Source organism: Rhodovulum sp. YNF3179, from assembly GCF_050586465.1.
Taxonomy (GTDB): Bacteria; Pseudomonadota; Alphaproteobacteria; order Rhodobacterales; family Rhodobacteraceae; genus CAJXYS01.
In genome coordinates this window covers 44,333-68,160 of the sequence record NZ_JBOCEG010000008.1, presented here as the reverse complement: position 1 = coordinate 68,160, position 23,828 = coordinate 44,333, and the positions used below count along the sequence as shown (strand labels likewise).

The 23,828-nt window shown below is 67.7% G+C and carries 27 protein-coding genes; 13 read left to right on the top strand and 14 right to left on the bottom strand.

The genetic code is table 11. The features are described 5' to 3' along the window. Positions 1 to 30: 30 nt before the first annotated feature. A complete protein-coding gene (locus ACQ5SP_RS14445; RefSeq protein WP_430939102.1) occupies positions 31 to 531 on the bottom strand; it encodes an Lrp/AsnC family transcriptional regulator in 501 nt (166 codons plus the stop codon). Positions 532 to 747: 216 nt separating this feature from the next. On the opposite strand from ACQ5SP_RS14445, the gene trxB reads away from it, so the two are divergent. From trxB to ACQ5SP_RS14430, 3 genes are all read left to right on the top strand, one after another. Then, on the top strand, positions 748 to 1,725 hold the full coding sequence (gene trxB, locus ACQ5SP_RS14440; protein ID WP_430939101.1) for a thioredoxin-disulfide reductase: 978 nt from the start codon (positions 748 to 750) through the stop codon (positions 1,723 to 1,725). Positions 1,726 to 1,883: 158 nt separating this feature from the next. Next, complete coding sequence (locus ACQ5SP_RS14435) at positions 1,884 to 3,590, top strand: bifunctional sulfate adenylyltransferase/adenylylsulfate kinase (RefSeq protein ID WP_430939100.1); 1,707 nt, start codon at positions 1,884 to 1,886, stop codon at positions 3,588 to 3,590. Between the two features lie 57 nt (positions 3,591 to 3,647). After that, a complete protein-coding gene (locus tag ACQ5SP_RS14430) occupies positions 3,648 to 4,475 on the top strand; it encodes a glycosyltransferase family 2 protein (protein ID WP_430939099.1) in 828 nt (275 codons plus the stop codon). A gap of 2 nt (positions 4,476 to 4,477) precedes the next feature. Here ACQ5SP_RS14430 and ACQ5SP_RS14425 read toward each other — a convergent pair whose 3' ends face one another. After that, complete coding sequence (locus ACQ5SP_RS14425) at positions 4,478 to 4,705, bottom strand: DUF1150 family protein (RefSeq protein WP_430939098.1); 228 nt, start codon at positions 4,703 to 4,705, stop codon at positions 4,478 to 4,480. A gap of 8 nt (positions 4,706 to 4,713) precedes the next feature. Next, positions 4,714 to 5,127: an Hsp20 family protein gene (locus ACQ5SP_RS14420; RefSeq protein ID WP_430939097.1), complete on the bottom strand. Its 414-nt coding sequence runs from the start codon at positions 5,125 to 5,127 to the stop codon at positions 4,714 to 4,716. 179 nt (positions 5,128 to 5,306) lie between these two features. On the opposite strand from ACQ5SP_RS14420, the gene ACQ5SP_RS14415 reads away from it, so the two are divergent. The 3 genes from ACQ5SP_RS14415 to ACQ5SP_RS14405 are packed head-to-tail and all read left to right on the top strand — an operon-like array spanning position 5,307 to position 7,143. Beyond that, complete coding sequence (locus ACQ5SP_RS14415; RefSeq protein ID WP_430939096.1) at positions 5,307 to 5,525, top strand: YdcH family protein; 219 nt, start codon at positions 5,307 to 5,309, stop codon at positions 5,523 to 5,525. 57 nt (positions 5,526 to 5,582) lie between these two features. Further along, positions 5,583 to 6,071, top strand: a complete 489-nt coding sequence (gene purE, locus ACQ5SP_RS14410) for a 5-(carboxyamino)imidazole ribonucleotide mutase (RefSeq protein WP_430939095.1) — start codon at positions 5,583 to 5,585, stop codon at positions 6,069 to 6,071. Next, complete coding sequence (locus ACQ5SP_RS14405; protein ID WP_430939094.1) at positions 6,064 to 7,143, top strand: 5-(carboxyamino)imidazole ribonucleotide synthase; 1,080 nt, start codon at positions 6,064 to 6,066, stop codon at positions 7,141 to 7,143. The genes purE and ACQ5SP_RS14405 overlap by 8 nt, the downstream gene beginning before the upstream one ends. A gap of 69 nt (positions 7,144 to 7,212) precedes the next feature. Here the strand turns inward: ACQ5SP_RS14405 and ACQ5SP_RS14400 are convergent, their stop codons facing one another. The 4 genes from ACQ5SP_RS14400 to groES form a co-directional block, all read right to left on the bottom strand. Beyond that, positions 7,213 to 7,938, bottom strand: a complete 726-nt coding sequence (locus tag ACQ5SP_RS14400; RefSeq protein ID WP_430939093.1) for an esterase/lipase family protein — start codon at positions 7,936 to 7,938, stop codon at positions 7,213 to 7,215. A 70-nt stretch (positions 7,939 to 8,008) separates the two neighbouring features. Then, complete coding sequence (locus tag ACQ5SP_RS14395) at positions 8,009 to 9,118, bottom strand: hypothetical protein (RefSeq protein WP_430939092.1); 1,110 nt, start codon at positions 9,116 to 9,118, stop codon at positions 8,009 to 8,011. A gap of 214 nt (positions 9,119 to 9,332) precedes the next feature. After that, positions 9,333 to 10,982 (bottom strand): chaperonin GroEL, encoded by a 1,650-nt coding sequence (gene groL, locus ACQ5SP_RS14390; protein ID WP_430939091.1) that lies wholly within the window; start codon positions 10,980 to 10,982, stop codon positions 9,333 to 9,335. Between the two features lie 43 nt (positions 10,983 to 11,025). After that, entirely contained in the window at positions 11,026 to 11,313 is a 288-nt protein-coding gene (gene groES / locus ACQ5SP_RS14385; RefSeq protein ID WP_430939090.1) for a co-chaperone GroES, read from the bottom strand. A gap of 261 nt (positions 11,314 to 11,574) precedes the next feature. On the opposite strand from groES, the gene ACQ5SP_RS14380 reads away from it, so the two are divergent. The 6 genes from ACQ5SP_RS14380 to ACQ5SP_RS14355 all read left to right on the top strand — a co-directional run bounded on the left by ACQ5SP_RS14380 (position 11,575) and on the right by ACQ5SP_RS14355 (position 16,613). Next, the gene (locus ACQ5SP_RS14380) at positions 11,575 to 12,492 is read left to right on the top strand and encodes a manganese-dependent inorganic pyrophosphatase (RefSeq protein ID WP_430939089.1); all 918 of its coding nucleotides are present in this window, start codon (positions 11,575 to 11,577) and stop codon (positions 12,490 to 12,492) included. Between the two features lie 75 nt (positions 12,493 to 12,567). After that, positions 12,568 to 13,446: a TIGR01459 family HAD-type hydrolase gene (locus tag ACQ5SP_RS14375; RefSeq protein ID WP_430939088.1), complete on the top strand. Its 879-nt coding sequence runs from the start codon at positions 12,568 to 12,570 to the stop codon at positions 13,444 to 13,446. A gap of 165 nt (positions 13,447 to 13,611) precedes the next feature. Then, positions 13,612 to 14,055, top strand: a complete 444-nt coding sequence (locus ACQ5SP_RS14370) for a MaoC family dehydratase (RefSeq protein WP_430939087.1) — start codon at positions 13,612 to 13,614, stop codon at positions 14,053 to 14,055. Positions 14,056 to 14,104: 49 nt separating this feature from the next. Beyond that, complete coding sequence (locus tag ACQ5SP_RS14365) at positions 14,105 to 15,046, top strand: bifunctional riboflavin kinase/FAD synthetase (RefSeq protein WP_430939086.1); 942 nt, start codon at positions 14,105 to 14,107, stop codon at positions 15,044 to 15,046. A 42-nt stretch (positions 15,047 to 15,088) separates the two neighbouring features. Beyond that, the gene (locus tag ACQ5SP_RS14360; RefSeq protein WP_430939085.1) at positions 15,089 to 15,559 is read left to right on the top strand and encodes a YcgN family cysteine cluster protein; all 471 of its coding nucleotides are present in this window, start codon (positions 15,089 to 15,091) and stop codon (positions 15,557 to 15,559) included. Position 15,560: 1 nt separating this feature from the next. Continuing rightward, positions 15,561 to 16,613, top strand: a complete 1,053-nt coding sequence (locus ACQ5SP_RS14355) for a threonine aldolase family protein (RefSeq protein WP_430939084.1) — start codon at positions 15,561 to 15,563, stop codon at positions 16,611 to 16,613. Between the two features lie 31 nt (positions 16,614 to 16,644). Here ACQ5SP_RS14355 and ACQ5SP_RS14350 read toward each other — a convergent pair whose 3' ends face one another. Further along, positions 16,645 to 17,241 carry a 2-hydroxychromene-2-carboxylate isomerase gene (locus ACQ5SP_RS14350; protein ID WP_430939083.1) on the bottom strand — a complete coding sequence of 199 codons (597 nt, stop codon included), beginning with the start codon at positions 17,239 to 17,241 and terminating at the stop codon, positions 16,645 to 16,647. Positions 17,242 to 17,379: 138 nt separating this feature from the next. On the opposite strand from ACQ5SP_RS14350, the gene ACQ5SP_RS14345 reads away from it, so the two are divergent. Continuing rightward, a complete protein-coding gene (locus ACQ5SP_RS14345; RefSeq protein ID WP_430939082.1) occupies positions 17,380 to 18,402 on the top strand; it encodes a ribose-phosphate pyrophosphokinase in 1,023 nt (340 codons plus the stop codon). A gap of 2 nt (positions 18,403 to 18,404) precedes the next feature. Here the strand turns inward: ACQ5SP_RS14345 and ACQ5SP_RS14340 are convergent, their stop codons facing one another. The 6 genes from ACQ5SP_RS14340 to ACQ5SP_RS14315 all read right to left on the bottom strand — a co-directional run bounded on the left by ACQ5SP_RS14340 (position 18,405) and on the right by ACQ5SP_RS14315 (position 23,737). Further along, positions 18,405 to 18,755, bottom strand: coding sequence for an H-type lectin domain-containing protein (locus ACQ5SP_RS14340; RefSeq protein ID WP_430939081.1), 351 nt, complete (start codon positions 18,753 to 18,755; stop codon positions 18,405 to 18,407). Between the two features lie 124 nt (positions 18,756 to 18,879). After that, positions 18,880 to 19,275 carry a F0F1 ATP synthase subunit epsilon gene (locus tag ACQ5SP_RS14335; protein ID WP_430939080.1) on the bottom strand — a complete coding sequence of 132 codons (396 nt, stop codon included), beginning with the start codon at positions 19,273 to 19,275 and terminating at the stop codon, positions 18,880 to 18,882. Between the two features lie 18 nt (positions 19,276 to 19,293). Then, complete coding sequence (gene atpD / locus ACQ5SP_RS14330) at positions 19,294 to 20,724, bottom strand: F0F1 ATP synthase subunit beta (protein WP_430939079.1); 1,431 nt, start codon at positions 20,722 to 20,724, stop codon at positions 19,294 to 19,296. Positions 20,725 to 20,742: 18 nt separating this feature from the next. Then, the gene (locus tag ACQ5SP_RS14325) at positions 20,743 to 21,612 is read right to left on the bottom strand and encodes a F0F1 ATP synthase subunit gamma (RefSeq protein WP_430939078.1); all 870 of its coding nucleotides are present in this window, start codon (positions 21,610 to 21,612) and stop codon (positions 20,743 to 20,745) included. A 26-nt stretch (positions 21,613 to 21,638) separates the two neighbouring features. Further along, positions 21,639 to 23,177 (bottom strand): F0F1 ATP synthase subunit alpha, encoded by a 1,539-nt coding sequence (gene atpA / locus ACQ5SP_RS14320; RefSeq protein WP_430939077.1) that lies wholly within the window; start codon positions 23,175 to 23,177, stop codon positions 21,639 to 21,641. Continuing rightward, on the bottom strand, positions 23,177 to 23,737 hold the full coding sequence (locus tag ACQ5SP_RS14315; RefSeq protein WP_430939076.1) for a F0F1 ATP synthase subunit delta: 561 nt from the start codon (positions 23,735 to 23,737) through the stop codon (positions 23,177 to 23,179). The genes atpA and ACQ5SP_RS14315 overlap by 1 nt, the downstream gene beginning before the upstream one ends. Positions 23,738 to 23,828: the final 91 nt, after the last annotated feature.

Sequence of the window (23,828 nt, the reverse complement as noted above, 5' to 3'; positions counted from 1 at the left end):
GCCCCGCGCAACAGCCGCGGTCGGGCGGGTTCAGGCCGGGTGGTCGAGCCGTGCCTCGAGCACGTCGAAGGGAACGCCCGGTTCGTCCTTGGCGCCGCGGATCACCAGCGACGTCTTGACGCTGGCGACGTTCTCGGCCGCGGTCAGCTGCTCTGTCAGGAAGCTCTGGAAGGTCGACAGATCGGGCGCGACGCATTTCAGGATGAAGTCGATCTCGCCGTTCAGCATGTGGCATTCGCGCACGAGCGGCCAGGCCCGGCACTGCGCCTCGAAGGCCGAGAGGTCGGCCTCGGCCTGGGAATGCAGCCCGACCATGGCAAAGACCTGCACCTCGAAGCCGAGCGCGCGGGGATCGACCTCGGCATGGTAGCCGCGGATGAAGCCCTGCTCCTCCAGCGTGCGGACGCGCCGCAGGCAGGGCGGCGCCGAGATCCCGACCCGGCGGGCCAGTTCGACATTGGTGATGCGCCCGTCAGCCTGCAGTTCTGCAAGGATATGGCGGTCGATCGGATCGAGTTTTGATCCCGGCATGGGTGCGGATCCTGCTTTCTGATATTTGCCGCATCTTACGCGGCCACCGGACCGCGCGCAATAATGTTTCGCTTTCGCGCAAGAAAATTTTTCAGGAGGGATGCCGGGCGCTTGACGCCAAAACGGTCCACCGGGACCAAATGGCCACTTTTCCATGCCCGCCACGACGGCTATATCGACCGGGACCACGAAGAACGCAAGACCCAAGGGGGCGACATGTCCGAGACCCGCCACACCCGCCTGCTGATCATCGGCTCCGGCCCCGCCGGCTACACCGCCGCGGTCTACGGCGCCCGCGCCATGCTGGAACCCGTTCTGATCCAGGGCATCCAGCCGGGCGGCCAGCTCACAATCACCACCGAGGTCGAGAACTGGCCCGGCGACACCGAGGTGCAGGGCCCTGACCTGATGGTCCGCATGGAAGAGCACGCCCGCGCCGTCGGCACCGAGATCATCTCCGATCACATCGGCAAGCTCGACCTGTCGCACCGGCCCTTCACCGCCGAGGGCGAGAGCGGCACCACCTTCACCGCCGACGCGGTGATCCTGGCGACCGGCGCGCAGGCGCGGTGGCTGGGCCTGCCAAGCGAAGAGAAGTTCAAGGGCTTCGGGGTGTCGGCCTGCGCGACCTGCGACGGGTTCTTCTACCGCAACCAGGAAGTCGTCGTGATCGGCGGCGGCAACACCGCCGTCGAAGAGGCGCTCTTCCTGACGAACTTCGCCTCCAAGGTCACGCTGATCCATCGCCGCGACGAACTGCGCGCCGAGAAGATCCTCCAGAACCGGCTCTTCAACAATCCGAAGGTCGAGGTGCTCTGGGATCACGTGCTCGACGAGGTGCTGGGCGACGAAGAGCCGCTGGGCGTGACCGGGGTGCGGGTGCGTCACACCGATACAGGCGCGGAACAGGAGATCCCCTGCGCCGGCGTCTTCGTGGCGATCGGCCATGCGCCCGCGAACGAGCTGGTGAAGGACCAGCTCGAGATGCATCACGGCGGCTACGTGGTGACCAAGCCCGATTCCACCGCGACCTCGATCCCGGGCGTCTTCGCGGCGGGCGACCTGACGGATCACATCTACCGCCAGGCGGTCACGTCGGCCGGCATGGGCTGCATGGCCGCCCTGGAGGCCGAGCGCTTCCTCGCCGAGATCGAGGATGCCGGGCAGACGGTTCTGGCCGAAGCCGGGGAATAAGGACCCCGGCCGCCCGGGCACCATGTGCCCGAGACGCCGTTCTTTTCGGGAAAACCCTGTTGCGCCGTCCGAGGGGGCGGCGCTAAAGGCTGTGCGTGGCCGCGGTCCGGGGGGACGTCGCGGCCGCGCGTTCGTAGATTGAAAAGAGAGAAACACCGATGACAGCCGCCAACCTCACCCCGATCCCGGAGCTTTACGTCTCCCCCGACAGCGCGCAGAAGCTGAAGCGCGAGGCGGGCGATTTGCCGAGCTGGGACCTCAGCCCACGCCAGATCTGCGACCTGGAGCTTCTGATGAACGGCGGGTTCAGCCCGCTGAAGGGGTTCCTGGGCGAGGCCGATTACGACGCGGTCGTCGAGGAGATGCGGCTGGCCGACGGCACGCTCTGGCCGATGCCGATCACGCTGGACGTGTCCGAGGCGTTCGCCGAGGGCGTTGAGATCGGCCGCGACATCGCGCTCCGCGACCAGGAGGGGGTGATCCTCGCGATCATGTCGGTCACCGACAAATGGGTGCCCGACAAGGCGCGCGAGGCCAAGAAGGTCTTCGGCGCCGACGACCCGGCGCACCCGGCGGTGCACTACCTGCACAACGCGGCCGGCCGGGTCTATCTCGGCGGGCCGGTCACCGGCATCCAGCCGCCCACGCATTACGACTTCCGCGGCCGGCGCGACACGCCGAACGAGTTGCGGGCGCTCTTCCGCAAGCTGGGCTGGCGGCGGATCGTGGCCTTCCAGACGCGCAACCCGCTGCACCGCGCGCACCAGGAGCTGACCTTCCGCGCCGCCAAGGAGGCGCAGGCGAACCTGCTGATCCACCCGGTGGTCGGCATGACCAAGCCGGGCGACGTGGATCACTTCACCCGGGTGCGCTGCTACGAGGCGGTGCTGGACAAGTACCCCTCCGCGACGACGACGCTGAGCCTTCTGAACCTTGCGATGCGGATGGCGGGCCCGCGCGAGGCGCTCTGGCACGCTCTGATCCGGCGCAACCACGGCTGCACGCACATGATCGTGGGCCGCGACCATGCCGGCCCCGGCAAGAACAGCGCGGGCGAGGATTTCTACGGCCCCTACGACGCGCAGGAGATGGTGCGCGCGCATGCCGGCGAGATCGGGCTCGAGATGGTCGACTTCAAGCACATGGTCTACGTTCAGGAGCGCGCGCAGTACGAGCCCGCCGACGAGATCGAGGAGGGCGTGACGGTGCTGAACATCTCGGGCACCGAGCTGCGCCGGCGGCTGTCGGAGGGGCTTGAGATCCCGGAATGGTTCTCCTTCCCCGAGGTGGTGCGCGAGCTGCGCCGGCGCTACCCGCCGCGGGCGAACCAGGGCTTCACGGTGTTCTTCACCGGGCTTTCGGGCTCGGGCAAGTCGACGATCGCGAACGCGTTGATGGTCAAGCTGATGGAGATGGGCGGGCGGCCGGTGACGCTGCTGGACGGGGACGTGGTGCGCAAGCACCTGTCCTCGGAGCTGGGCTTTTCCAAGGAACATCGCGACATCAACATCCGCCGGATCGGCTACGTGGCCAGCGAGATCACCAAGAACGGGGGCATCGCGCTCTGCGCGCCGATCGCGCCCTACACGGCGACGCGGCGCACGGTGCGCGAGATGATCGAGCAATACGGCGCCTTCTGCGAGGTGCATGTGGCGACCAGTCTCGAGGAATGCGAGCGGCGCGACCGCAAGGGGCTCTACAAGCTGGCGCGCGAGGGCAAGATCGAGGAGTTCACGGGGATCTCGGACCCCTACGAGGAACCGGCCACCCCCGAGCTGCGCGTCGACACCGAGGGCATGGACGTGGACCACTGCGCCCACCAGGTGATCCTCAAGCTCGAACAGATGGGGCTTATCAAGGGGTGAGGCCCGCGGGGGAAGGCCGCGGCTTACGGGCGCGGCCGTCTCGGCTATAACCGGAACATGCTTGCGGTCTCGCTGACCACCATCCCGCCGCGTTTCGCGACCCTGGGCGCGACGCTCGAAAGCCTGCGCGCCCAGCGCCGCGCCCCCGACCTGATCCGGGTGACGATCCCGCGCCGCTACCGCCGGTTTCCGGACTGGGACGGGACGCCGCCCGCCCTGCCGGCTGGCGTGGAGCTTCGTGTCGTCGCGGAGGATCTCGGACCGGCAACGAAGCTTCTGCCGCTCGCGGCGGAGCTGGCGGGCACTGGGGCGCGGATCCTCTATTGCGACGACGACTGGGTCTACGGCCCCGCCTGGACGGCCCGCATCTGCGCCACGGCCCGGGCACGGCCCGGCATGGCGATCGCCGGGGCGGGTTTCGACGTCGATTACCTTGGGCTGTCCCCGCCACGGCCGCGGCCCGGGCCGCGCCCCTGGCTGCGGCCACCGGCGCAGATGATCCGGACCGGCCGGCTGGCGCGATCGGCCGGCCCCGCCGCGGCGCGGGCACCGCGCACGGCGCCGGGCCGGCACGGCCATGTCGATATCGCGCAGGGGTTCGCGGGGGTGCTGGTGAACCCGGACTGGTTCGCACCGGAAACGGCGAAGATACCCGCGGCGCTCTGGGCCATCGACGACATCTGGCTGTCGGGCTGGCTCGCGCAACGGGGCGTCGGCATCTGGTGCGCGCCCCATGTCCGCGCCGGATGCGCCCCGCATGCCGGCGAGGCCGGGGCGCTTCAGGATGCGGTTCTCGGCGGCCAGGCGCGCGGCACGGCCAACAAGGCCGGCGCGGCGCTGCTGGCGCGGCGCTGGGGGATATGGGGCGGCGCGGCCGCCCCCTGAGATCAGTGGACGCTCACCGGGTCCAGGTCGTTCTGGCGGGCCAGGACGAAGGCCAGGCTCCGGTCGCGCACGAGGGCCAGGCGCTGGCCGTCCTCGTCATGGACGGCGTAGATCTGCTCGAGGCCGGGCGCATGCTCGCGCAGCTCGTCGGGCAGATCCTCGACGGCGACGGGGCGCACATAGACGATGCGGTCCTTGCTGCCGGTATCGATGTCGTATTTGTGATCCATGACTTGCCTCACCCCTTGTTGATCTCGATGGTCTGCACGACCTGGTCCGGCACGGCGCGACGCAGATCGATATGCAGGAGCCCGTTTTCCATGGCGGCGCCGGTCACCTCGACCCCGTCGGCCAGCACGAAACTGCGCTGGAACTGGCGCGCGGCGATGCCGCGATGCAGGAACACCCGGCCGTCGGTGTCGTCGGCCTGCTTGCCGCGCACGACCAGCTGGCGATCCTCCAGCGTGATCGACAGGTCTCCTTCGCGGAAGCCGGCCACGGCCAGCGTGATGCGGTAGGCATTCTCCGCGGCCTGTTCGATGTTGTAGGGCGGGTAGCCGTCATTGCCAGTCTTGGCGGTGCGTTCTACCAGGCGTTCGAGCTGATCGAATCCCAGCAGAAAGGGATGCGATGCGAGTGTGAGTTTCGTCATGTCCTAGTCCTAGTCCTTGTCGTAAGCGACCAGCGGTCAGGCCCCCGTTTCGGCGGACCCTCGCAAGATATGGGCGCGCCCGGGCGGCCGCGCAAGTCCCGCGGGCGGAACGGGCTTCCAGAAGCGCGCGCAGATGGTATAGTCGGGGTTCCCGAACAGACCGAGAGATCGCGACGCAAATGAACCCGCCGACCCAGATGGACCGGACGGACGTGCTCCGTGCCGAGCTTGAATATCTCAAGCGCGAACACCGCGATCTGGACGAGGCCATCGCCGCGCTGGACGAGACCTCGCGCAGCGACCAGTTCACGCTCCGGCGGCTGAAAAAGCAGAAGCTCGTGCTCAAGGACAAGATCGCGCGGATCGAGGACGAGTTGTTCCCCGACATCATTGCCTGAGCCGCCCGGATCACTATAGTGCGCGCTTCCTGAACTGACGCGCAAACGGGGACAGGCATGGGCAAGACCGAGGTCGGCATCATCATGGGCAGCCAGTCGGACTGGGCCACCATGAAAGCCGCGGCAGATATCCTGGACGAGCTGGGCGTGGCCTACGAGACGCGGATCGTCTCGGCCCACCGCACGCCGGACCGGCTTTGGGATTATGGCAGGACCGCCGTGGACCGCGGCCTCAGGGTCATCATCGCGGGCGCGGGCGGCGCGGCGCATCTGCCGGGGATGATGGCCTCGAAAACCCGTGTGCCGGTGATCGGCGTGCCGGTGCAGACGCGGGCGCTGTCCGGGGTCGATTCGCTCTATTCCATCGTGCAGATGCCCAAAGGGTTCCCGGTGGGCACGATGGCCATCGGCCAGGCCGGTGCGGCCAATGCCGGCCTCTACGCCGCGCAGATCCTCGCCATGACCGACACGGCGCTCGCCGACCGGCTCGACGCCTGGCGCGCGGCGCTCTCGGCCGCGATCCCCGAGGAGCCGTCGGATGACTGACCGGCTGCCCCAGGGCGCCACGATCGGCATTCTCGGCGGCGGGCAGCTTGGCCGCATGCTGTCGGTCGCGGCGGCGCGGCTCGGCTATCGCAGCCACATATTCGAGCCGGGCGCAGAGCCGCCGGCCGGGCAGGTCGCCCATCGCGTGACCACCGCGCCCTACGAGGACGCCGATGCGCTGGCGGCCTTCGCCACGGCGGTCGACGTGGTCACCTACGAATTCGAGAACGTGCCGACCGCCGCGCTCGACGTGGTCGAGGCCCATGCGCCCATCCGTCCGGGCCGCCGCGCGCTGGCGGTGAGCCAGGACAGGCTGGCGGAAAAGGATTTCCTGAACGAGATCGGGCTCGCCACCGCCCCCTACGCGGCGGTCGACGGCGCCGATGACCTGGAGGCGGCGATCGCGCGGGTCGGGGTCCCCGCGATCCTGAAGACCCGCCGCTTCGGCTATGACGGCAAGGGCCAGGCGCGGCTGGCCGCGCCGGATGACGCCGCCGCGGCGCTCGCGGCCATCGCGGGCGCGCCGGCCGTGCTGGAGGGCTTCGTCGTTTTCACCGCCGAAGTCTCCGTCATCGGGGCTCGCGGGCTGGACGGGCGCGTGGCCTGCTTCGACCCGGGCGAGAACGTCCACGAGGAGGGGATCCTGCGCCGCACGACGGTGCCGGCGCAGCTGAGCGCGGCCCGGCGCACCGATGCGGTGCTGGCGGCGGGGCGCCTGCTGAACGCGCTCGACTATGTCGGCGTGCTGGGGCTCGAGCTTTTCGTCACACCGGGCGGGCTCGTCGTCAACGAGTTCGCACCGCGGGTGCACAATTCCGGCCACTGGACGCAGCAGGGCTGCACCGTCGACCAGTTCGAGCAGCATATCCGGGCCATCGCCGGCTGGCCGCTCGGCGACGGGTCCCGCTATGCCGACGTGGAGATGCTGAACCTGATCGGCGACGACATGGACGACGTGCCGGCCCACGCCGCCGACCCGGCCGCCGCGCTGCATCTCTACGGCAAGGCCGAGACGCGGCCGGGCCGCAAGATGGGCCATGTGAACCGGGTCCTGGGGCCGGTGTCGCGCTAGGCGCCGACGCCTTTCCCGCGCCGCTCGGGCACCGGTGCGCCGCAGGCGCGGCCGGGGCGGGCCGATCCGTCACCTGCCGGTGAACTGGCGCTGGATCACCTCGCCCAGGGTGAGCCCGTGCTCGAAGCGGCCGGTCTCGAGAAAGGTCAGCACCTGCGCGATGACGAGCGGGTTGTTCATCATGAAGGTATGGCTGACGGACAGGACGATGTGGTCGTCCATTCCCTCGAGGCGGGTGCTGGCGACGGACACCTTGCCGTCATCGGCGCCCGGGATCATTTCCGACAGAACGGGGTTCAGCGACACGCTGCCCGCGATGACGCCGATCTCGGCCGCTGTCACCGGGGCGAGCCGGTTCGGCAGGCTGCCGGGCCCGGTGCCGAGCTGGTCGAAAGCCGGGCCGTGGAGATCCGCGATGACCGGCCAGTCGCGCATCTCGTCGGTCAGTGCCGAGCCCTGGTTCGGGGGCGCCAGCATCACGATCCGGCCCAGGCCCGCGATCTCTCGATCCTGCAGGTAAGCCCGGGCGAGCAGCCCGCCCATCGAATGGGTCACGAAATGCACCGGGCGCTCGGTGCCGCAGGCGGCGAGGGCCTCGGGGATGGCGGTCAGGGCCAGTCGGCCCACCGTTGCATCGGTGGAGGGATAGCTGCGGTTCACCGTTCGGTAGCCCGCCTGTTCCAGCGACAGCTCCATGACGACGAGCGAGGCCGAACTGCGCGCCAGACCGTGCAGAAGGACCACACAGTCCGCCACGGCCGGCCCTGCCGGCAGACCGAGAAAGAGAATCAACACCACCGCGCGCATGGTCCCCAGATAGGCGGGACGGGCCGGGATTGCGACATCCCGGCCGGATGACCCGGCGTCAGGCCGCCCGTTCGGTGAAGAAGGCCGGCCGCAGCACCCGCACGGCGAGCGCGCCCGTCCCGAGCAGCGTCAGCGCCATGGCGAAGACCCAGCCGAGAAGCGGGATCAGCGTGACGAGTCCGGTGGCGAGCGCCCCGGTGAAGGCCGCAAGCGCCCGGTCACCGATGCTGTCAGGCGCCGCCCGGCCGAACGCGCCCAGTAGCCCGACGCCAAAGGCATAGGCGCCGATGACATAGCCGGCGAACCCCACGGCCAGCGCGGCCAGCACGGCGGCGGGGCTGACGAAGATGCCGATCACCGTGACCGCCAGCAGGATCGCCGCCCCCGAGAGAACCGAGAGCGTCAGGAAACCCATCCAGAGCGTCCGGAACGGCTGGCCGAGCGCCTGCTCGCGCAGCCGCGCCAAGCCTTGCGGGACGATGGCGGCCACCAGTGTCGCGATCAGCCCGACCGCCAGCACGCTGCCGAGAAAGCCGGCGATCACCGCGCCCCAGCCGACCGGGGCGAAATCGCGCGGCCCGTGCTCCCAGTCCTCGAGCGTCCGCCGCGTGATCCGCTCCGCCGGCAGGACGCCGGCCGGCACCGCCACCGAGGCCGGATCCTCGTGATGGAGCGTCAGCGTCCCGCCGATCTCGGCGTCGGCGCCGAAGGCGATGGTCCCGGCGCTGACTTCGACGTCGCCGTCGATCCGGCCCGCGATCGTCACGGCCTCGCCGGTCAGCAGCGCATAGCCCGCGACCGGTCCCGTGACATGCACCGAGGTTCCCGCCGCCCGCAGATCGCCGCCCACGGCGCGATCGACGCGGATATCGTAGCCCGCGACCGTGGCGTCGCCGCGGATGGGCGCACCCAGCAGGATATCCATCCCGGCGGCGTAGAGATCGCCGCCGACCTCGCCCAGAACCGACAGACGCCGGCCCGCCATATGCGCGGTCCCGGTGATCGCGGTCTCCAGCGTGACGCCATCGCCCGCGAGAAAGGCATCGTCGGCACCGGCCCCGCCGTGGATCACGTCCTCGCCGGCAAGGAAGACGTCGTCGCCGAAGGTCCGGCGCTCGCTGTCGGTCTGCGCCGAAAGCGGCGCGGCCAGAGCAAGCGTGCAGAACATGGTCAAAAGAATTCGAAACATGATTTAACCCCAATTTTTGATATCCAACGATATCGCATCGGGATTGTTCCCGGCATGAGCCAGATCAAGACCCGCGCGCATGCGCCGTGCGCTTCTGCCGCCCCTGGCAGCGCCGGCACAGCCGCGCCGTCCATGAAAAAAAAGGGGGCCCGAAGGCCCCCTTTCCGTCGTTCTGCCGTGGCGGGCAGGCAGATTACATCATGCCGCCCATGCCGCCCATGTCGGGCATGCCGCCACCGGCGCCGGCACCGGCGCCTTCCTTCTGCGGCTTGTCCGCGACCATGGCCTCGGTCGTGATCAGCAGGCCGGCCACCGAGGCGGCGTCCTCGAGCGCGGTGCGCACGACCTTCGCGGGGTCGATCACGCCGAACTCGAACATGTCGCCGTATTCCTCGGTCTGGGCGTTGAAGCCGAACTTGAGGTCGTCGGATTCGCGGATCTTGCCCGCGACCACCGAGCCGTCGACGCCGGCGTTCTCGGCGATCTGGCGCAGCGGCGCCTCCAGCGCCTTGCGCACGATCATGATGCCGGCATTCTGGTCGGAGTTGACGCCGGTGAGGCCCTCGAGCGCCTTGGCACCCTGGACGAGCGCCACGCCGCCGCCGACGACGATGCCTTCCTGCACGGCCGCACGGGTCGCGTTCAGGGCGTCATCGACGCGGTCCTTGCGCTCTTTCACCTCGACCTCGGTCGCACCGCCGACGCGGATCACCGCGACGCCGCCCGCGAGCTTGGCCAGGCGCTCCTGGAGCTTCTCGCGGTCGTAGTCCGAGGTGGTCTCCTCGATCTGCTGGCGGATCTGGGCGACGCGCGCCTCGATCTCGGACTTCTCGCCGAGACCGTCGACGATGGTCGTCTCGTCCTTGGTGATGGAGACCTTCTTGGCCTGGCCCAGCATGTCCATGGTGACGTTCTCGAGCTTCATGCCGAGATCTTCCGAGATCACCTGGCCGCCGGTCAGGACGGCGATGTCCTGCAGCATGGCCTTGCGACGGTCACCGAAGCCCGGCGCCTTGACGGCGGCGATCTTCAGGCCGCCACGCAGCTTGTTGACCACGAGCGTGGCCAGGGCCTCGCCTTCCACGTCCTCTGCGATGATCAGCAGGGGCTTCTGGCTCTGGATGACCGACTCGAGCAGCGGCACCATCGGCTGCAGGGAAGAAAGCTTCTTCTCGTGCAGGAGGATCATGCAGTCCTCGAGCTCGGTGATCATCTTGTCGGGGTTGGTCACGAAGTAGGGCGACAGGTACCCGCGGTCGAACTGCATCCCCTCGACCACCTCGGTCTCGGTCTCGAGGCCCTTGTTCTCCTCGACGGTGATGACGCCCTCGTTGCCGACCTTCTGCATCGCGTCGGCGATCTGCTGGCCGATCGCGTGCTCGCCGTTGGCCGAGATGGTGCCGACCTGGGCGACCTCGGCGGAATCGTTCACCGGGCGCGCGGCGTTCTGGATCTGCTCGACGACCTTGTCGACGGCGAGGTCGATGCCACGGCGCAGGTCCATCGGGTTCATGCCGGCGGCGACGGCCTTCATGCCTTCCTTGACGATCGCCTGGCCCAGCACGGTGGCGGTGGTGGTGCCGTCGCCGGCCTCGTCATTGGTGCGGCTGGCCACTTCCTTGACCATCTGCGCACCCATGTTCTCGAACTTGTCCTCGAGTTCGATTTCCTTGGCGACCGTCACACCGTCCTTGGTGATCCGGGGCGCGCCGAAGGATTTCTCGATGACGACGTTGCGGCCTTTCGGGCCCAGCGTCACTTTCACGGCGTCCGCGAGGATGTTCACGCCGCGAAGCATCCGGTTGCGGGCATCTGTGTCGAACTTGACGTCCTTAGCAGCCATCTTTGATTGCTCCTGGTTGTCGGTTGTGTTTAAGGGCGACGGATCACTCGATCACGCCGAGGATGTCGCTTTCCTTCATGATCAGCAGGTCTTCGCCTTCGATCTGGACTTCGGTGCCAGACCATTTGCCGAAGAGGATGCGGTCGCCGGCCTTCACGTCCAGTGCGATGCGCTCGCCGTCTTCGTCACGGCCGCCGGCCCCGACGGAGACGACTTCGCCTTCCTGGGGCTTTTCCTTGGCGGTGTCGGGAATGATCAGGCCGCCTTTGGTCGTGTCGTCGCTTTCGACGCGCCGGACCAGAACACGGTCGTGCAACGGTTTGAATGCCATCTCAGAACGCTCCTTCGTTCAAGGGTTCCACTGTCACAGGTGGTCGTTCCTCCTGTTAGCACTCACCACCTCTGAGTGCTAACAGGCCGCAGATAGGCAAAGCGCCACGCGCTGTCAACTCCGTTCGGTGCGGATTTTCCCGGGCCGTCGGGACGGGGCCGAAAAAAGCCGCGCGCGGCCGGGCCGCACGGGTGACAAGCCCCGGCGCGCTGCCTATAACGGCGACGATTTAGAGCCCATTCCAAATACGGACGGACCACAATGATCAAGGTATTCGGCCACAAGGCCCCCGACACGGACGCGACCGGCTCGCCCATCATCTGGGCCTGGTACCTGAGCGAACTGCGCGACATGCCGGCCGAGCCCAAGCTGCTGGGCGACCCGAACACCGAGGCGAAGTTCGTGCTGGAGCGGTGGGGCTTCGACCAGCCGGAGATCATCGACGGTGTCGCCGCCGAGGACGAGGTCGTGGTGGTGGACACCAACAATCCCGCCGAACTGCCCGACGGCATCAACGACGCGCGCGTGATCGAGGTGATCGACCATCACCTTCTCGCCGGGGGGCTGACCACCCGCGGCCCGATCAATATCACGATCCGGCCGGTGGCCTGCACCGCGACCATCATGAACGACCTGATGGGCGCCGAGGCCGGCAAGATGCCCGACAAGATCAAGGGGCTGATGCTGTCCTGCATCCTCAGCGACACGCTGGAATTCCGCTCGCCCACGACGACCATGACCGACCGCGCCCTGGCCATGAAACTGGCCGACGAGCTCGGCGTGACCATCGCCGACTACGCCGCCGAGATGTTCGCGGCGAAGTCGGACGTCTCGGCCTTCTCCGACGCCGAGCTTCTGCGGATGGATTCCAAGCAGTACGAGGTGGGCGGCAAGAAGTTCCGCGTCTCGGTGCTCGAGACCACGAGCCCGGCCACCGTGCTCGACCGCAAGGACGGACTCATCGCGGCGATGACGGACGTGGCGGCCGAGGACGGCGTCGACGAGGTGCTGCTCTTCGTCGTCGACATCCTCGAAAGCGAGGCGACGCTCCTGGTTCCGAACGACACCGTTAAGACCGTCGCCGAGAAGAGCTTCGACGCCGAGGTTACCGGCGACATGGTCGTGCTGCCCGGCGTCGTCAGCCGCAAGAAACAGATCGTCCCGGTCCTCGCACTCTGAGCCGGCCAGACGGTCCATCAGGGCGCCGCGCGGTGCGGCGCCTTTCTCCTGCCCTGCCCTGCCCGGAGCCTGCCCGTGACCCGCATCATCGAACGGCTGGACGACATCTCGGACCGCTACGACGCGCTCTTCGTCGATCTGTGGGGCTGCCTGCATGACGGCTATCGCCCCTTCCCCGACGCCGTCGCGGCGCTGGAGCGGTTCAAGGCGGGCGGCGGCAAGGTCGTGCTGCTGACCAACTCGCCGCGGCCCCGCGCGGCCGTCATCCGCCAGCTTGAAAAGATCGGCGTGCCGCGCGCGACCTGGGACGATATCGCCTCGTCTGGCGATTCGGCGCAGGCGGGCATGATGCGGGGCGCGGTGGGCCGGCGCGTCTATCACATGGGTCCGCCGGTGGACGAGTCGTTCTTCACCGACACGGCCGACGACATCACCGACGAGGTCGGGATCACGCGCGTGCCGCTGACCGAGGCCGAAGGTATCGTCTGCACCGGGCTCGAGGACGACGAGACCGAGACGCCCGAGGATTACCGGGCACAGCTGCTATATGCCAAGAATGCCGGCATGAAGCTGCTCTGCGCGAACCCGGACATCGTGGTCGACCGGGGCGACAAGCGCATCTTCTGCGCCGGGGCGCTGGCGCAGCTCTACACCGAGATGGGCGGCAAGAGCCTCTATTTCGGCAAGCCGCATCCGCCGATCTACGATCTCGCGCGGCGCCGGCTGCGGGCGCTCGACGGCCCCGTGGACGAAAGCCGGATCCTCTGCATGGGGGACGGGATCGCCACCGATATCCAGGGCGCGACCGGCGAGAACCTCGACAGCCTGTTCATCAGCGGCGGGCTGGCCCGCGCCGAGACCGGCACCGACCGCCAGCCCGACCCGGGCAAGCTCGAGGCCTATCTGGCAGAGGCGCAGCAAAGCCCCGACTACAGCATCGGCCACCTGCGCTGAGCATCCCGTCCCGGCGACGCGCTCCCCCCTGCGGCAAGTTGCGCGGCGGGGCAGTTCCCTCTTGATTTTCTGCGCCTGCAAAGTAATAAAGTTCCAATCGCAGGCCTGAAAATGGCCCATTATTACTTACGCGGCCCTGTGCCGCCCGGCCGGACGAGAGGTCAGATGTTGGACAACCTGCCCCGCGGAACGATCTGCATCGAGGATATCGAGATCGGGATGACGCGTTACCTGCGCAAGGAGGTCACCGACCGTGACATCGAGCTTTTCGCGGAGGTCTCCACCGACCGGAACCCGGTGCATCTCGACGATGGCTACGCACAGGACACGATTTTCGAGGGGCGCATCGCCCATGGCATGCTGACCGCCGGGCTGATTTCGGCCGTGATCGGCGAACAGCTGCCCGGGCACGGCACGGTCTACATGGGCCAGACCCTGAAATTCCTCGCCCCCGTGCGCCCCGGCGACACCGTTCTGGCCGAGGTCGAGGTCACCGGGATCGACCACGCCAAGCGGCGCGTCACGCTCGACTGCCGCTGCCTCGTCGACGGCAAGAAGGTCCTCAAGGGCGAGGCCGTCGTGCTCGCGCCCTCGGCCAAGTTCGACTGACGCGCATCGCGGCTTGCGCGCCGCCGGGACCGGCGATAGGTCAGTCCCCATGCGGACGATCCGGGACTATCAATACGTCGCCGCCGAGAACCGTGGCGCCTCTGCCGCCATCGGGAATTTCGACGGCGTGCACCTGGGACACCGGGCGGTGATCGACCTCGCCCGGGCCGAGGGCGCGCGCCTCGGCTGCCCGCTGGGCGTCGTGACCTTCGAGCCGCATCCGCGCCGCTTTTTCGCACCTGACGCCCCGCCCTTTCGCCTGATGAATGCCGAGGCCCGCGCCCACCGGCTGGAAAAGCTCGGCGTCGACCTGCTCTACGAGTTGAACTTCAACGCCGCGCTCTCGTCGCTGACCGCCGAGGAATTCGCGCGCAACGTGCTCTGCGACGGGCTCGGGCTGCGCCACGTCGTCGTCGGTGCGGATTTCCGCTTCGGCAAGGGGCGGTCCGGCGACGTGGCACTGCTGCGCGAGCTCGGGGCCGCCTGCGGCTTCGGCGTGACCGAGGCGGCGCTGATCTCTGACGCGACCGGCCAGGTGTCTTCGACCTCGATCCGCAACGCGCTCTCGGAAGGGCGGCCCGCGGATGCCGCCCGGATGCTCGGACACTGGCACCGAATCGACGGCCCGGTGATCCGCGGCGACCAGCGTGGCCGCGAACTGGGCTACCCGACCACGAATATCGCCATCGACGAACTGCACCCCCCCAGGTTCGGCGTCTATGCCGTTCTGGTGGACGTTCTGACAGGCCCCTATGCCGGCAGCTACCAGGGCGCGGCCTCGATCGGTGTCCGGCCGATGTTCGGCGAGAACAAACCGAACCTCGAGGTCTTTCTCTTCGACTTCTCCGGCGATCTCTACGGCGAGGAACTGTCGGTCGCGCTGGTGGCCTTCCAGCGGCCGGAGCTGAAATTCGACGACCTGGACGCGCTGGTCGCCCAGATGGACGCCGACTGCGCCGAGGCTCGCCGGCTGCTGGCCCCGCATGGCTGAACGGGGTTTTCTTCGGCCCGGATTGGCGACAGTCTGCCGCCCATGACCGACCCGCGCGCAGACAAGGGCCTGCGGGCCCGCTTCTGGGAACGAATCCCGCTCGACCAGCTCCGCCCGGCCGAGTGGGAGGCGCTCTGCGACGGCTGCGGAAAGTGCTGCCTTCTGAAGCTGGAGGACGCGGAGACCGCCGAGGTTGCCTTTACCTGCGTGGGCTGCCGGCTGCTCGACGACGAGACCTGCCGGTGCGGGCAATACGAGATCCGCAAGCAACTCGTGCCCGACTGCGTGGTGTTGACCCCCGGCAACATCGCCGACATCGCCTACTGGATGCCCGCGACCTGCGCCTACCGCCTGCTGTTCGAGGGCAAGCCGCTTTACGACTGGCACCCGTTGGTCTCGGGTGATCCGGACTCGGTGCACGACGCCGGGATCTCGATGCGGGGACGCATTGTGCCGGAATTCGAGGTCACCGAGGACGAGTTGGAAGACTACGTGATCGAAGAGGACCCTTGAGATGCATTTCGCCTCGGACAATACCGGCCCGGTGCCGGCAGAGGTGCTGGAGGCGCTCGCGCGCGCCAATGAAGGCTACATGATGCCCTACGGCGCCGACCCCTTGATGGAAGGGGTCAAGGCGAAGATCCGCGAGGTCTTCGAGGCCCCGGAGGCCGCCGTCTACCTCGTGGCGACCGGGACCGGCGCCAACGCGCTGGCGCTGGCCACGCTGGCGGACCCCTGGCAGGCGATCTTCTGCCACCGGGTCGCCCATGTCGAGGAAGACGAATGCGGTGCCCCGGAATTCTACACCGGCGGCGCCAAGCTGACCCTGGTGGACGGGGCCGGGGCCAAGATCGACCCGGCCGCGCTCGAAACCGCCATCGCCGAGACGGGCACGAAGGGCGTGCACGGCGTGCAGCGCGGCCCCCTGACCATCACCCAGGCGACCGAGCTTGGCACGGTCTACACGCCCGACGAAATCGCCACGCTGACCGGGATCGCCCGCGCGCACGGCATGGCCTGCCATCTCGACGGGGCACGCTTTGCCAATGCGCTGGTCACGCTCGGCTGTTCGCCGGCCGAGATGACCTGGAAAGCCGGGATCGACGCGGTCAGCTTCGGCGGCACCAAGAACGGGCTGATGGGCGTCGAGGCGGTGATCTTCTTCGACCCGGCCAGGGCCTGGGAATTCGAGCTGCGGCGCAAGCGCGGCGCGCAGCTGTTTTCCAAGCACCGCTATCTGTCCGCCCAGATGGCGGCCTACCTGGAAAACGACCTCTGGCTGCGCAACGCGGTCGCGGCCAACGAGTCCGCCAGCCGCCTGGCAGAGGGGCTGCGCGCGATCCCCGACGCCGAGGTTCTGTATCCCGTCGAGGCCAACATGATCTTCGCCGGCTGGCCGCGCGCCGGGCACCGCCGCGCGCAGGAGGCGGGCGCACAATACTATCTTTGGCCGTTCGATCAGCCGCTCGACGGACCGGGGGACGAGATCCTGACCGCAAGGCTCGTCTGCGACTGGTCCGCGAGCCTCGAGTCGACGGATCGATTCCTCTCGCTTGTCCGGGGCTGAAAAAGCGCGGCCCGGGCCGCGGGCGCGGCGTTCAGATCTTGCCGGCGAGATGAAGGTCCAGATCGCCCAGCCGGTCCTGGCCCCAGAACAGCTCGTCGCCCACCGCGTAGAAGGGCGCGCCGAAAATCCCGCGCGCGACCGCCTCCTCCAGCGTGGCGGCGTAGGTCTCTGCCCCCGAGAGCAGCCCGCTATCGGCCAGCGCCGGGTCGAGCCCCGCGGCCGAGAGGCACTCCCGGATCACGCCGTCCGCGGCGATGTCCTTCTCCTCGGCCCAGCAGGCCCGCAGGATACCATGGACGAGCGCGCCCGTGTCGCCGCCGCCGGCCGCCTGGGCGGCGATGATCGCGTAGGAGGACGGCGCGGCGTTGGTCGGGAAATGCGCCGGTTGCAGGGTGATCGCCATCCCGTGCTTCGCCGCCTGCCGGCGCAGTTCCTGCAGCCGGTAGGCCTGCCGCGCCGGGTGCCGCTCGGCCGGCGACGTGCCGCCCGTCCGCGCGAAAAGCGCCAGGATGTCGAGCGGCTTGTAGACGACATCCGCGCCGTGGCGCGCGGCGATCTCCTCGAGCCGGGTTCCGGCGAGATAGGCGAAGGGAGAGAGCGTCGAGAAATAGTAGTCGATCTGCGGCATGGGATCCCTTCCTGAGCGCGTGTCGGGGGCGGTGCGCCCCGCTTTGGCGTCTAGCATTGACCGTACCGCAATGCTAAGCGGGGGCAAGGGTCACGAAACCGTCATCCTCTCTGCGACCGGGAACCTGGGGACACGTCCATGCCTGCCACCGACGAGCCGAAACTCATCTCCGGCAACGCCAACCAGACGCTTGCCAAAGCCATCGCGCGCCGCATGACCATGCATCGCGGCCACACGATCGACCTCGTCGACGCGCGCATCGAGCGTTTCAACGACCAGGAGATCTTCGTCGAGGTCTTCGAGAATGTCCGTGGCGAGGACATGTTCATCATCCAGCCGACCTCGAACCCCGCCAATGACAACCTGATGGAACTGCTGATCATGTCCGACGCCCTGCGGCGGTCCTCGGCGGCGCGGATCACGGCGGTCATCCCCTATTTCGGCTATGCAAGGCAGGACCGGCGCACCAAGGCCCGCACCCCGATCAGCGCCAAGCTGGTGGCGAACCTTCTGACCGAGGCCGGGATCGAGCGGGTGCTGACGATGGATCTTCACGCCGCGCAGATCCAGGGCTTCTTCGACATTCCCGTGGACAACCTGTACGCGGCGCCAATCTTCGCGCTGGACATCGAGCACCAGTTCCACGGCGCATTGGACAAGATCACCGTGGTCTCGCCCGACGTTGGCGGCGTGGCCCGGGCACGCGAGCTCGCGCAGCGAATCGGCTGCGGGCTGGCCATCGTGGACAAGCGGCGCAGCAGGCCGGGCGAAGTGGCCGAAATGACCGTCATCGGCGACGTGAAGGATCAGACCTGCATCATCGTCGACGACATCTGCGACACGGCCGGCACGCTCTGCAAAGCCGCCGAGGTGCTGATGGAAAGCGGCGCCTCGGAAGTCCATTCCTACATCACCCATGGGGTGCTGTCCGGCCCGGCGGTCGAACGGATCACCAAGTCGGTGATGAAGAGCCTGGTGATCACCGACACGATCGAGCCGACGGCGGCGGTCAAGGCCGCGCCGAACATCCGCATCGTGCAGACCGCGCCGATCTTCGCCCAGGCGATCATGAACATCTCGCAGGGAAACTCGGTCTCGTCGCTCTTCGAGACGTCGACGCTGGACCCGATCTACGAGGGCGTCTTCCCGCGCAGCGCCTGAGATCAGGAGAGATCCCAGACCGCGGGATCCGGCAGTTCGCCGATTGCCATCCACCCCGCGCGGAGCCGCGCGATACGGGTGTCGCCCCAGGTGCGGAACACCAGCTCGCAGCCGCTCCCGGTCACCGCTTCGGCGGTGATGTCCGCGCGCAGGTTGGTGGTGCTGTCGAAATCCCACATCTCGATCACGGCCTGAACCGAGGGCGGCCGGCGAAACCGCCCCGAGAACCGGACCGCGCGGCGCACCTCTCGCGGGCCGCTGCCCGCCCACATCGGGCCGCCCTCGTCGAAATGCGAGAACATCAGTACGCTGCCGCGATCGATGCCGATCAGGTATCCGTCCAGACGCTCCATGACTGTTTCCGTCCCTTGATCCCCGGGTATTCTGGCAAATCATGCACCATGCGGGTAGACGAAACGGAAAGACCCCGGCGGGTATGCCGCCGGGGTCTTCACGGGATCGCGCCGCCCGGGCGGATCAGTCCATGTTGTCGATCAGGTGCACGAGATCGGCGACGAACTTCTCTGCGGCGTCCCGATGCTCGGGCTCGGCCTCGGCGGCCTTGCTCCGGGCTTCCTCGAGAACGCCCTGAAGCTCCTCCCGGGACACGCCTTCGCGCGCGAAGGCCTTCTCGGCGATGACCGAGACAGAGTCGGCCGTCACCTCGACGAAACCGTGGGTCACCACATACTCGGTCGCCCCGTCCGCGCCCACGACCCGGACGGTGCCGGGGCGCAGCGTGGTCAGGACCGGCATGTGGCCGGCCATCGCCGTCATGTTGCCCTCGGCGCCGGGGAACGACACCTCGGACGCCTCGAACGAGGCGAGGCGTTTTTCCGGCGACACGAGGTCGAACTGCATCATATCGGCCATCGGCCCCTCCGGTTTCTATCAGGCTGCGTCAGCGGCCATCTTCTCGGCCTTGGCGACGGCTTCCTCGATGTCGCCGACCATGTAGAACGCGCCCTCGGGCAGGTGGTCGTACTCACCCGCGACGACCGCCTTGAAGGAGGCGATGGTCTTCTCCAGCGGCACCTGGACGCCGGGCGAGCCGGTGAACACCTGCGCCACGTCGAAGGGCTGGCTGAGGAAACGCTGGATCTTCCGGGCGCGGGCCACGGTCAGCTTGTCCTCTTCCGACAGTTCATCCATGCCAAGAATGGCGATGATGTCCTGCAGCGACTTGTAGCGCTGGAGGATTCCCTGCACGTCACGGGCCACCTGGTAGTGCTCTTCGCCGACGATGCCGGGATCCAGGATCCGGCTGTTGGAGTCGAGCGGGTCCACGGCCGGGTAGATGCCCAGCTCGGAGATGGCGCGCGACAGAACGGTCGTGGCGTCGAGGTGGGCGAAGGTCGTGGCAGGCGCCGGGTCGGTGAGGTCGTCCGCGGGCACGTAGACGGCCTGGATCGAGGTGATCGAGCCGGACTTGGTCGAGGTGATCCGCTCCTGCATCTGGCCCATGTCGGTCGCCAGCGTCGGCTGGTAGCCCACCGCCGAGGGAATCCGGCCCAGCAGCGCCGACACCTCGGACCCGGCCTGGGTGAAGCGGAAGATGTTGTCGACGAAGAACAGCACGTCGGTGCCGGACTGGTCGCGGAACTGCTCGGCCAGGGTCAGGCCGGTCAGCGCGACGCGGGCACGCGCGCCCGGCGGCTCGTTCATCTGGCCGTAGACCAGGGCCACCTGGCTTTCGGACAGGTTGTCGGGCTTGATGACGTTCGACTCGATCATCTCGTGATAGAGGTCGTTGCCCTCACGCGTCCGCTCGCCCACACCGGCGAAGACCGAGTAGCCCGAGTGCACCTTGGCGATGTTGTTGATCAGTTCCATGATCAGAACCGTCTTGCCCACGCCGGCGCCGCCGAAGAGGCCGATCTTGCCGCCTTTCGAATAGGGGGCCAGCAGGTCGATCACCTTGATGCCCGTGACGAGGATCTCGGACTCGGTCGACTGGTCCTCGAATTCCGGCGCCGGCTGGTGAATGGCGCGCTGTTCCTTCGACTCGACGGGGCCCTGCTCGTCCACCGGCTCGCCGACCACGTTCATGATCCGGCCGAGCGTGGCGTCGCCCACCGGGATGGTGATCGGGCCTTCGGTGTCGGTCACGTCTTGGCCGCGGACCAGGCCTTCGGTGGCGTCCATCGCGATGGTGCGCACGGTCGACTCGCCGAGGTGCTGCGCAACCTCGAGAACCAGGCGCTTGCCGTTGTTGTCGGTCTCGAGCGCGTTCAGGATCTCGGGCAGGTGATCCTCGAACTGCACGTCCACGACGGCGCCGATCACCTGGGTGACCTTGCCGAGTTTCTTCGTGTCTGCCATGTCGTTTCTCCGGTTCCTCTAGAGTGCCTCGGCACCCGAAATGATCTCGATGAGCTCGTTGGTGATGACCGCCTGACGGGTCCGGTTGTACTGGATCGTCAGCTTGTCAATCATCTCGCCGGCGTTGCGCGTCGCATTGTCCATCGCGCTCATCCGGGCGCCCTGCTCGGAGGCGCCGTTTTCCAGCAGTGCGGCAAAAATCTGCGTCGCCACGCCCTTGGGCAGCAGTTCCTCGAGGATTTCCTCCTCGCCCGGCTCGTACTCGTAGAGCGTCGCGTCGGCGTCGCTCTCTTCGAAACTGGCCGGGATGATCTGCTGTTCGGTCGGGATCTGGCTGATGACCGACTCGAAGGTGTTGTAGTAGATCGTCGCCACGTCGAATTCGCCGCCGTCGAACCGCGCGAGAATATCGCGGGTGATCTCCCGGGCGTTTTCATAGCCGATGCGCTTGACCTCGGACAGGTCCACATGGCCGACGAAGAGATCGCCGTACTCGCGCTTGAGCTGCTCGCGGCCCTTCTTGCCGACGGTCAGGATCTTGACCGTCTTGCCCGCCGCTTGCAGCGACTCGATCCGCTGGCGGGCGAGCCGGACGATCGACGAGTTGAACCCGCCGCAGAGCCCGCGCTCGGCCGTCATCACCACCAGCAGGTGGGTCTGGTCGGATCCGGTCCCGGCCAGCAGCTTCGGCGCGGTGTCGGACCCTTTCACGGAGTCCGCCAGGCGGGACATCACGGCGTTCATCCGCTCCGCGTAGGGGCGGGCGTTTTCGGCCGCTTCCTGGGCGCGGCGGAGCTTGGCCGCCGCGACCATCTGCATGGCCTTCGTGATCTTTCGCGTCGACTTGACGCTGTCGATCCGGATTTTGAGATCCTTGAGGCTTGGCATTTACCCAATCCTTCCCGTGGCCACGATCAAACGAAGTCTTTCTTGAACTCGTCCAGAGCGGCCTTGATCTTCTCTTCCAGTTCGCCCTCGACCTTGCGGTCGTTGTTGGTGATGTCGTCCAGCAGGTCCTGGCTGTTGGAGCGCAGGTGCTTCAGCAGGCCCTGCTCGAAGCGGACCACGTCGCCCACCGCCACGTCGTCGAGGTAGCCGTGCGTGCCCGCGTAGATGACGCAGACGATCTCGGCGTTGGTCAGCGGCGAGTATTGCGGCTGCTTCATCAGTTCGGTCAGGCGCGCGCCGCGGTTCAGCAGCTTCTGCGTCGCCGCGTCCAGGTCGGAGCCGAACTGCGCGAAGGCCGCCATCTCGCGGTACTGGGCAAGCTCCAGCTTGACCGGGCCGGCGACCGACTTCATCGCCTTGGTCTGGGCCGAGGAGCCCACGCGCGACACCGAGAGGCCGGTGTTCACGGCCGGGCGGATGCCCTGGTAGAACAGCTCGGTTTCCAGGAAGATCTGGCCGTCGGTGATCGAGATCACGTTGGTCGGGATGAAGGCCGACACGTCGCCGCCCTGGGTCTCGATGATCGGCAGCGCGGTCAGCGAACCGGCGCCGTTGTCCTCGTTCAGCTTGGCCGAGCGCTCCAGCAGGCGGGAGTGCAGGTAGAAGACGTCGCCCGGGTAGGCTTCGCGCCCCGGCGGGCGGCGCAGCAGCAGCGACATCTGGCGGTAGGCGACGGCCTGTTTGGACAGGTCGTCATAGACGGCCAGCGCGTGGCGGCCGTTGTCGCGGAAGAATTCCGCCATCGCCGTCGCGGCGTAGGGCGCGAGATACTGCATCGGCGCCGGCTCGGAGGCGGTCGCGGCAACGACGATCGAGTAATCGATCGCGCCGGTTTCCTCGAGCTTCTTCACCAGCTGCGCGACGGTCGAACGCTTCTGGCCCACGGCGACGTAGACGCAGTAGAGCTTCTTCGATTCGTCGTCGCCGGCGGCGTCGTTGTAGACCTTCTGGTTCAGCATCGTGTCGAGCGCCACGGCGGTCTTGCCGGTCTGGCGGTCGCCGATGATCAGCTCGCGCTGGCCGCGGCCGATCGGGATCATGGCGTCGATGGCCTTGATACCGGTCGCCATCGGCTCGTGCACCGATTTGCGCGGGATGATGCCCGGCGCCTTCACGTCGGCGACGAAACGCTGCTCGGTCTTGATCGGGCCCTTGCCGTCGATCGGCTGGCCCAGCGCGTCGACCACGCGGCCGAGCAGGGCATCGCCCACCGGCACGTCCACGATCGAGTTCGTGCGCTTGACGGTGTCGCCTTCCTTGATGTCCCGGTCCGAGCCGAAGATCACGACGCCGACATTGTCGACCTCGAGGTTCAGCGCCATGCCCTGGATGCCGCCCGGAAACTCGACCATCTCGCCGGCCTGGATGGCGTCGAGGCCATGGACACGGGCGATCCCGTCGCCGACCGACAGAACCCGGCCGACCTCGGCCACTTCGGCTTCCTCGCCGAAGTTCTTGATCTGATCCTTGAGGATCGCCGATATCTCAGCTGCTTGGATACCCATTATCCGACCTCTTTCATTGCATTCTGTAGCTTGGACAGTTTCGAGGCGATCGAGCTGTCGATCATCCTCGAGCCCACTTTGACGACAAGACCGCCGATGAGGCTTTCATCGACGGTCGCATTGATGTTCACGTCCTTGCCGACGGACTCCTTGAGGGTCTTCGCCAGCTTGTCCTGCTGCGCCTTGGTCAGCGCCTTGGCCGACCGCACCTCGGCGGTGACCTCGCCCTTCTCCCTGGCGATCAGCTCGGCGACCGCGCGCAGGAAATGGGGCAGCGTGAAGAGACGCCGCTTGTCGGCCATCAGCCCAAGAGTGTTGGTGACCAGTTGCGACAGGCCCATCTTCTTCGCGACGGCGACGATGGCTTTCGACTGGTCGTCGCGGCTGTAGACCGGCGAGGAGATCAGCGCCGCGAGGTCCTGGCTCTGCTCGAGCGCCTCGGCCAGGGCGGCGATGTCGGATTCGAGGGCCGGAAGCTGTTTATCTTCCTTGGCCAGTTCAAATACGGCGGTCGCGTATCTGGTGGCGATACCGCTTGAGATCGAAGCAGATTCGGACACGGGCACCCTTCCGTCTGACGGGCCTGTTGCCAGGCACCGGGTTCAAGCAGAGAAACGGGGCGCAGAGCATCCGCGCCCCGAGATCGTCGCG

Bases quoted from the DNA above. Each gene is read 5' to 3' on its own strand.
- ACQ5SP_RS14445 (WP_430939102.1), bottom strand. From the start codon at position 531: ATGCCGGGATCAAAACTCGATCCGATCGACCGCCATATCCTTGCAGAA.
- trxB (WP_430939101.1), top strand. From the start codon at position 748: ATGTCCGAGACCCGCCACACCCGCCTGCTGATCATCGGCTCCGGCCCC.
- ACQ5SP_RS14435 (WP_430939100.1), top strand. From the start codon at position 1,884: ATGACAGCCGCCAACCTCACCCCGATCCCGGAGCTTTACGTCTCCCCC.
- ACQ5SP_RS14430 (WP_430939099.1), top strand. From the start codon at position 3,648: ATGCTTGCGGTCTCGCTGACCACCATCCCGCCGCGTTTCGCGACCCTG.
- ACQ5SP_RS14425 (WP_430939098.1), bottom strand. From the start codon at position 4,705: ATGGATCACAAATACGACATCGATACCGGCAGCAAGGACCGCATCGTC.
- ACQ5SP_RS14420 (WP_430939097.1), bottom strand. From the start codon at position 5,127: ATGACGAAACTCACACTCGCATCGCATCCCTTTCTGCTGGGATTCGAT.
- ACQ5SP_RS14415 (WP_430939096.1), top strand. From the start codon at position 5,307: ATGAACCCGCCGACCCAGATGGACCGGACGGACGTGCTCCGTGCCGAG.
- purE (WP_430939095.1), top strand. From the start codon at position 5,583: ATGGGCAAGACCGAGGTCGGCATCATCATGGGCAGCCAGTCGGACTGG.
- ACQ5SP_RS14405 (WP_430939094.1), top strand. From the start codon at position 6,064: ATGACTGACCGGCTGCCCCAGGGCGCCACGATCGGCATTCTCGGCGGC.
- ACQ5SP_RS14395 (WP_430939092.1), bottom strand. From the start codon at position 9,118: ATGTTCTGCACGCTTGCTCTGGCCGCGCCGCTTTCGGCGCAGACCGAC.
- groL (WP_430939091.1), bottom strand. From the start codon at position 10,982: ATGGCTGCTAAGGACGTCAAGTTCGACACAGATGCCCGCAACCGGATG.
- groES (WP_430939090.1), bottom strand. From the start codon at position 11,313: ATGGCATTCAAACCGTTGCACGACCGTGTTCTGGTCCGGCGCGTCGAA.
- ACQ5SP_RS14380 (WP_430939089.1), top strand. From the start codon at position 11,575: ATGATCAAGGTATTCGGCCACAAGGCCCCCGACACGGACGCGACCGGC.
- ACQ5SP_RS14370 (WP_430939087.1), top strand. From the start codon at position 13,612: ATGTTGGACAACCTGCCCCGCGGAACGATCTGCATCGAGGATATCGAG.
- ACQ5SP_RS14365 (WP_430939086.1), top strand. From the start codon at position 14,105: ATGCGGACGATCCGGGACTATCAATACGTCGCCGCCGAGAACCGTGGC.
- ACQ5SP_RS14360 (WP_430939085.1), top strand. From the start codon at position 15,089: ATGACCGACCCGCGCGCAGACAAGGGCCTGCGGGCCCGCTTCTGGGAA.
- ACQ5SP_RS14355 (WP_430939084.1), top strand. From the start codon at position 15,561: ATGCATTTCGCCTCGGACAATACCGGCCCGGTGCCGGCAGAGGTGCTG.
- ACQ5SP_RS14350 (WP_430939083.1), bottom strand. From the start codon at position 17,241: ATGCCGCAGATCGACTACTATTTCTCGACGCTCTCTCCCTTCGCCTAT.
- ACQ5SP_RS14345 (WP_430939082.1), top strand. From the start codon at position 17,380: ATGCCTGCCACCGACGAGCCGAAACTCATCTCCGGCAACGCCAACCAG.
- ACQ5SP_RS14340 (WP_430939081.1), bottom strand. From the start codon at position 18,755: ATGGAGCGTCTGGACGGATACCTGATCGGCATCGATCGCGGCAGCGTA.
- ACQ5SP_RS14335 (WP_430939080.1), bottom strand. From the start codon at position 19,275: ATGGCCGATATGATGCAGTTCGACCTCGTGTCGCCGGAAAAACGCCTC.
- atpD (WP_430939079.1), bottom strand. From the start codon at position 20,724: ATGGCAGACACGAAGAAACTCGGCAAGGTCACCCAGGTGATCGGCGCC.
- ACQ5SP_RS14325 (WP_430939078.1), bottom strand. From the start codon at position 21,612: ATGCCAAGCCTCAAGGATCTCAAAATCCGGATCGACAGCGTCAAGTCG.
- atpA (WP_430939077.1), bottom strand. From the start codon at position 23,177: ATGGGTATCCAAGCAGCTGAGATATCGGCGATCCTCAAGGATCAGATC.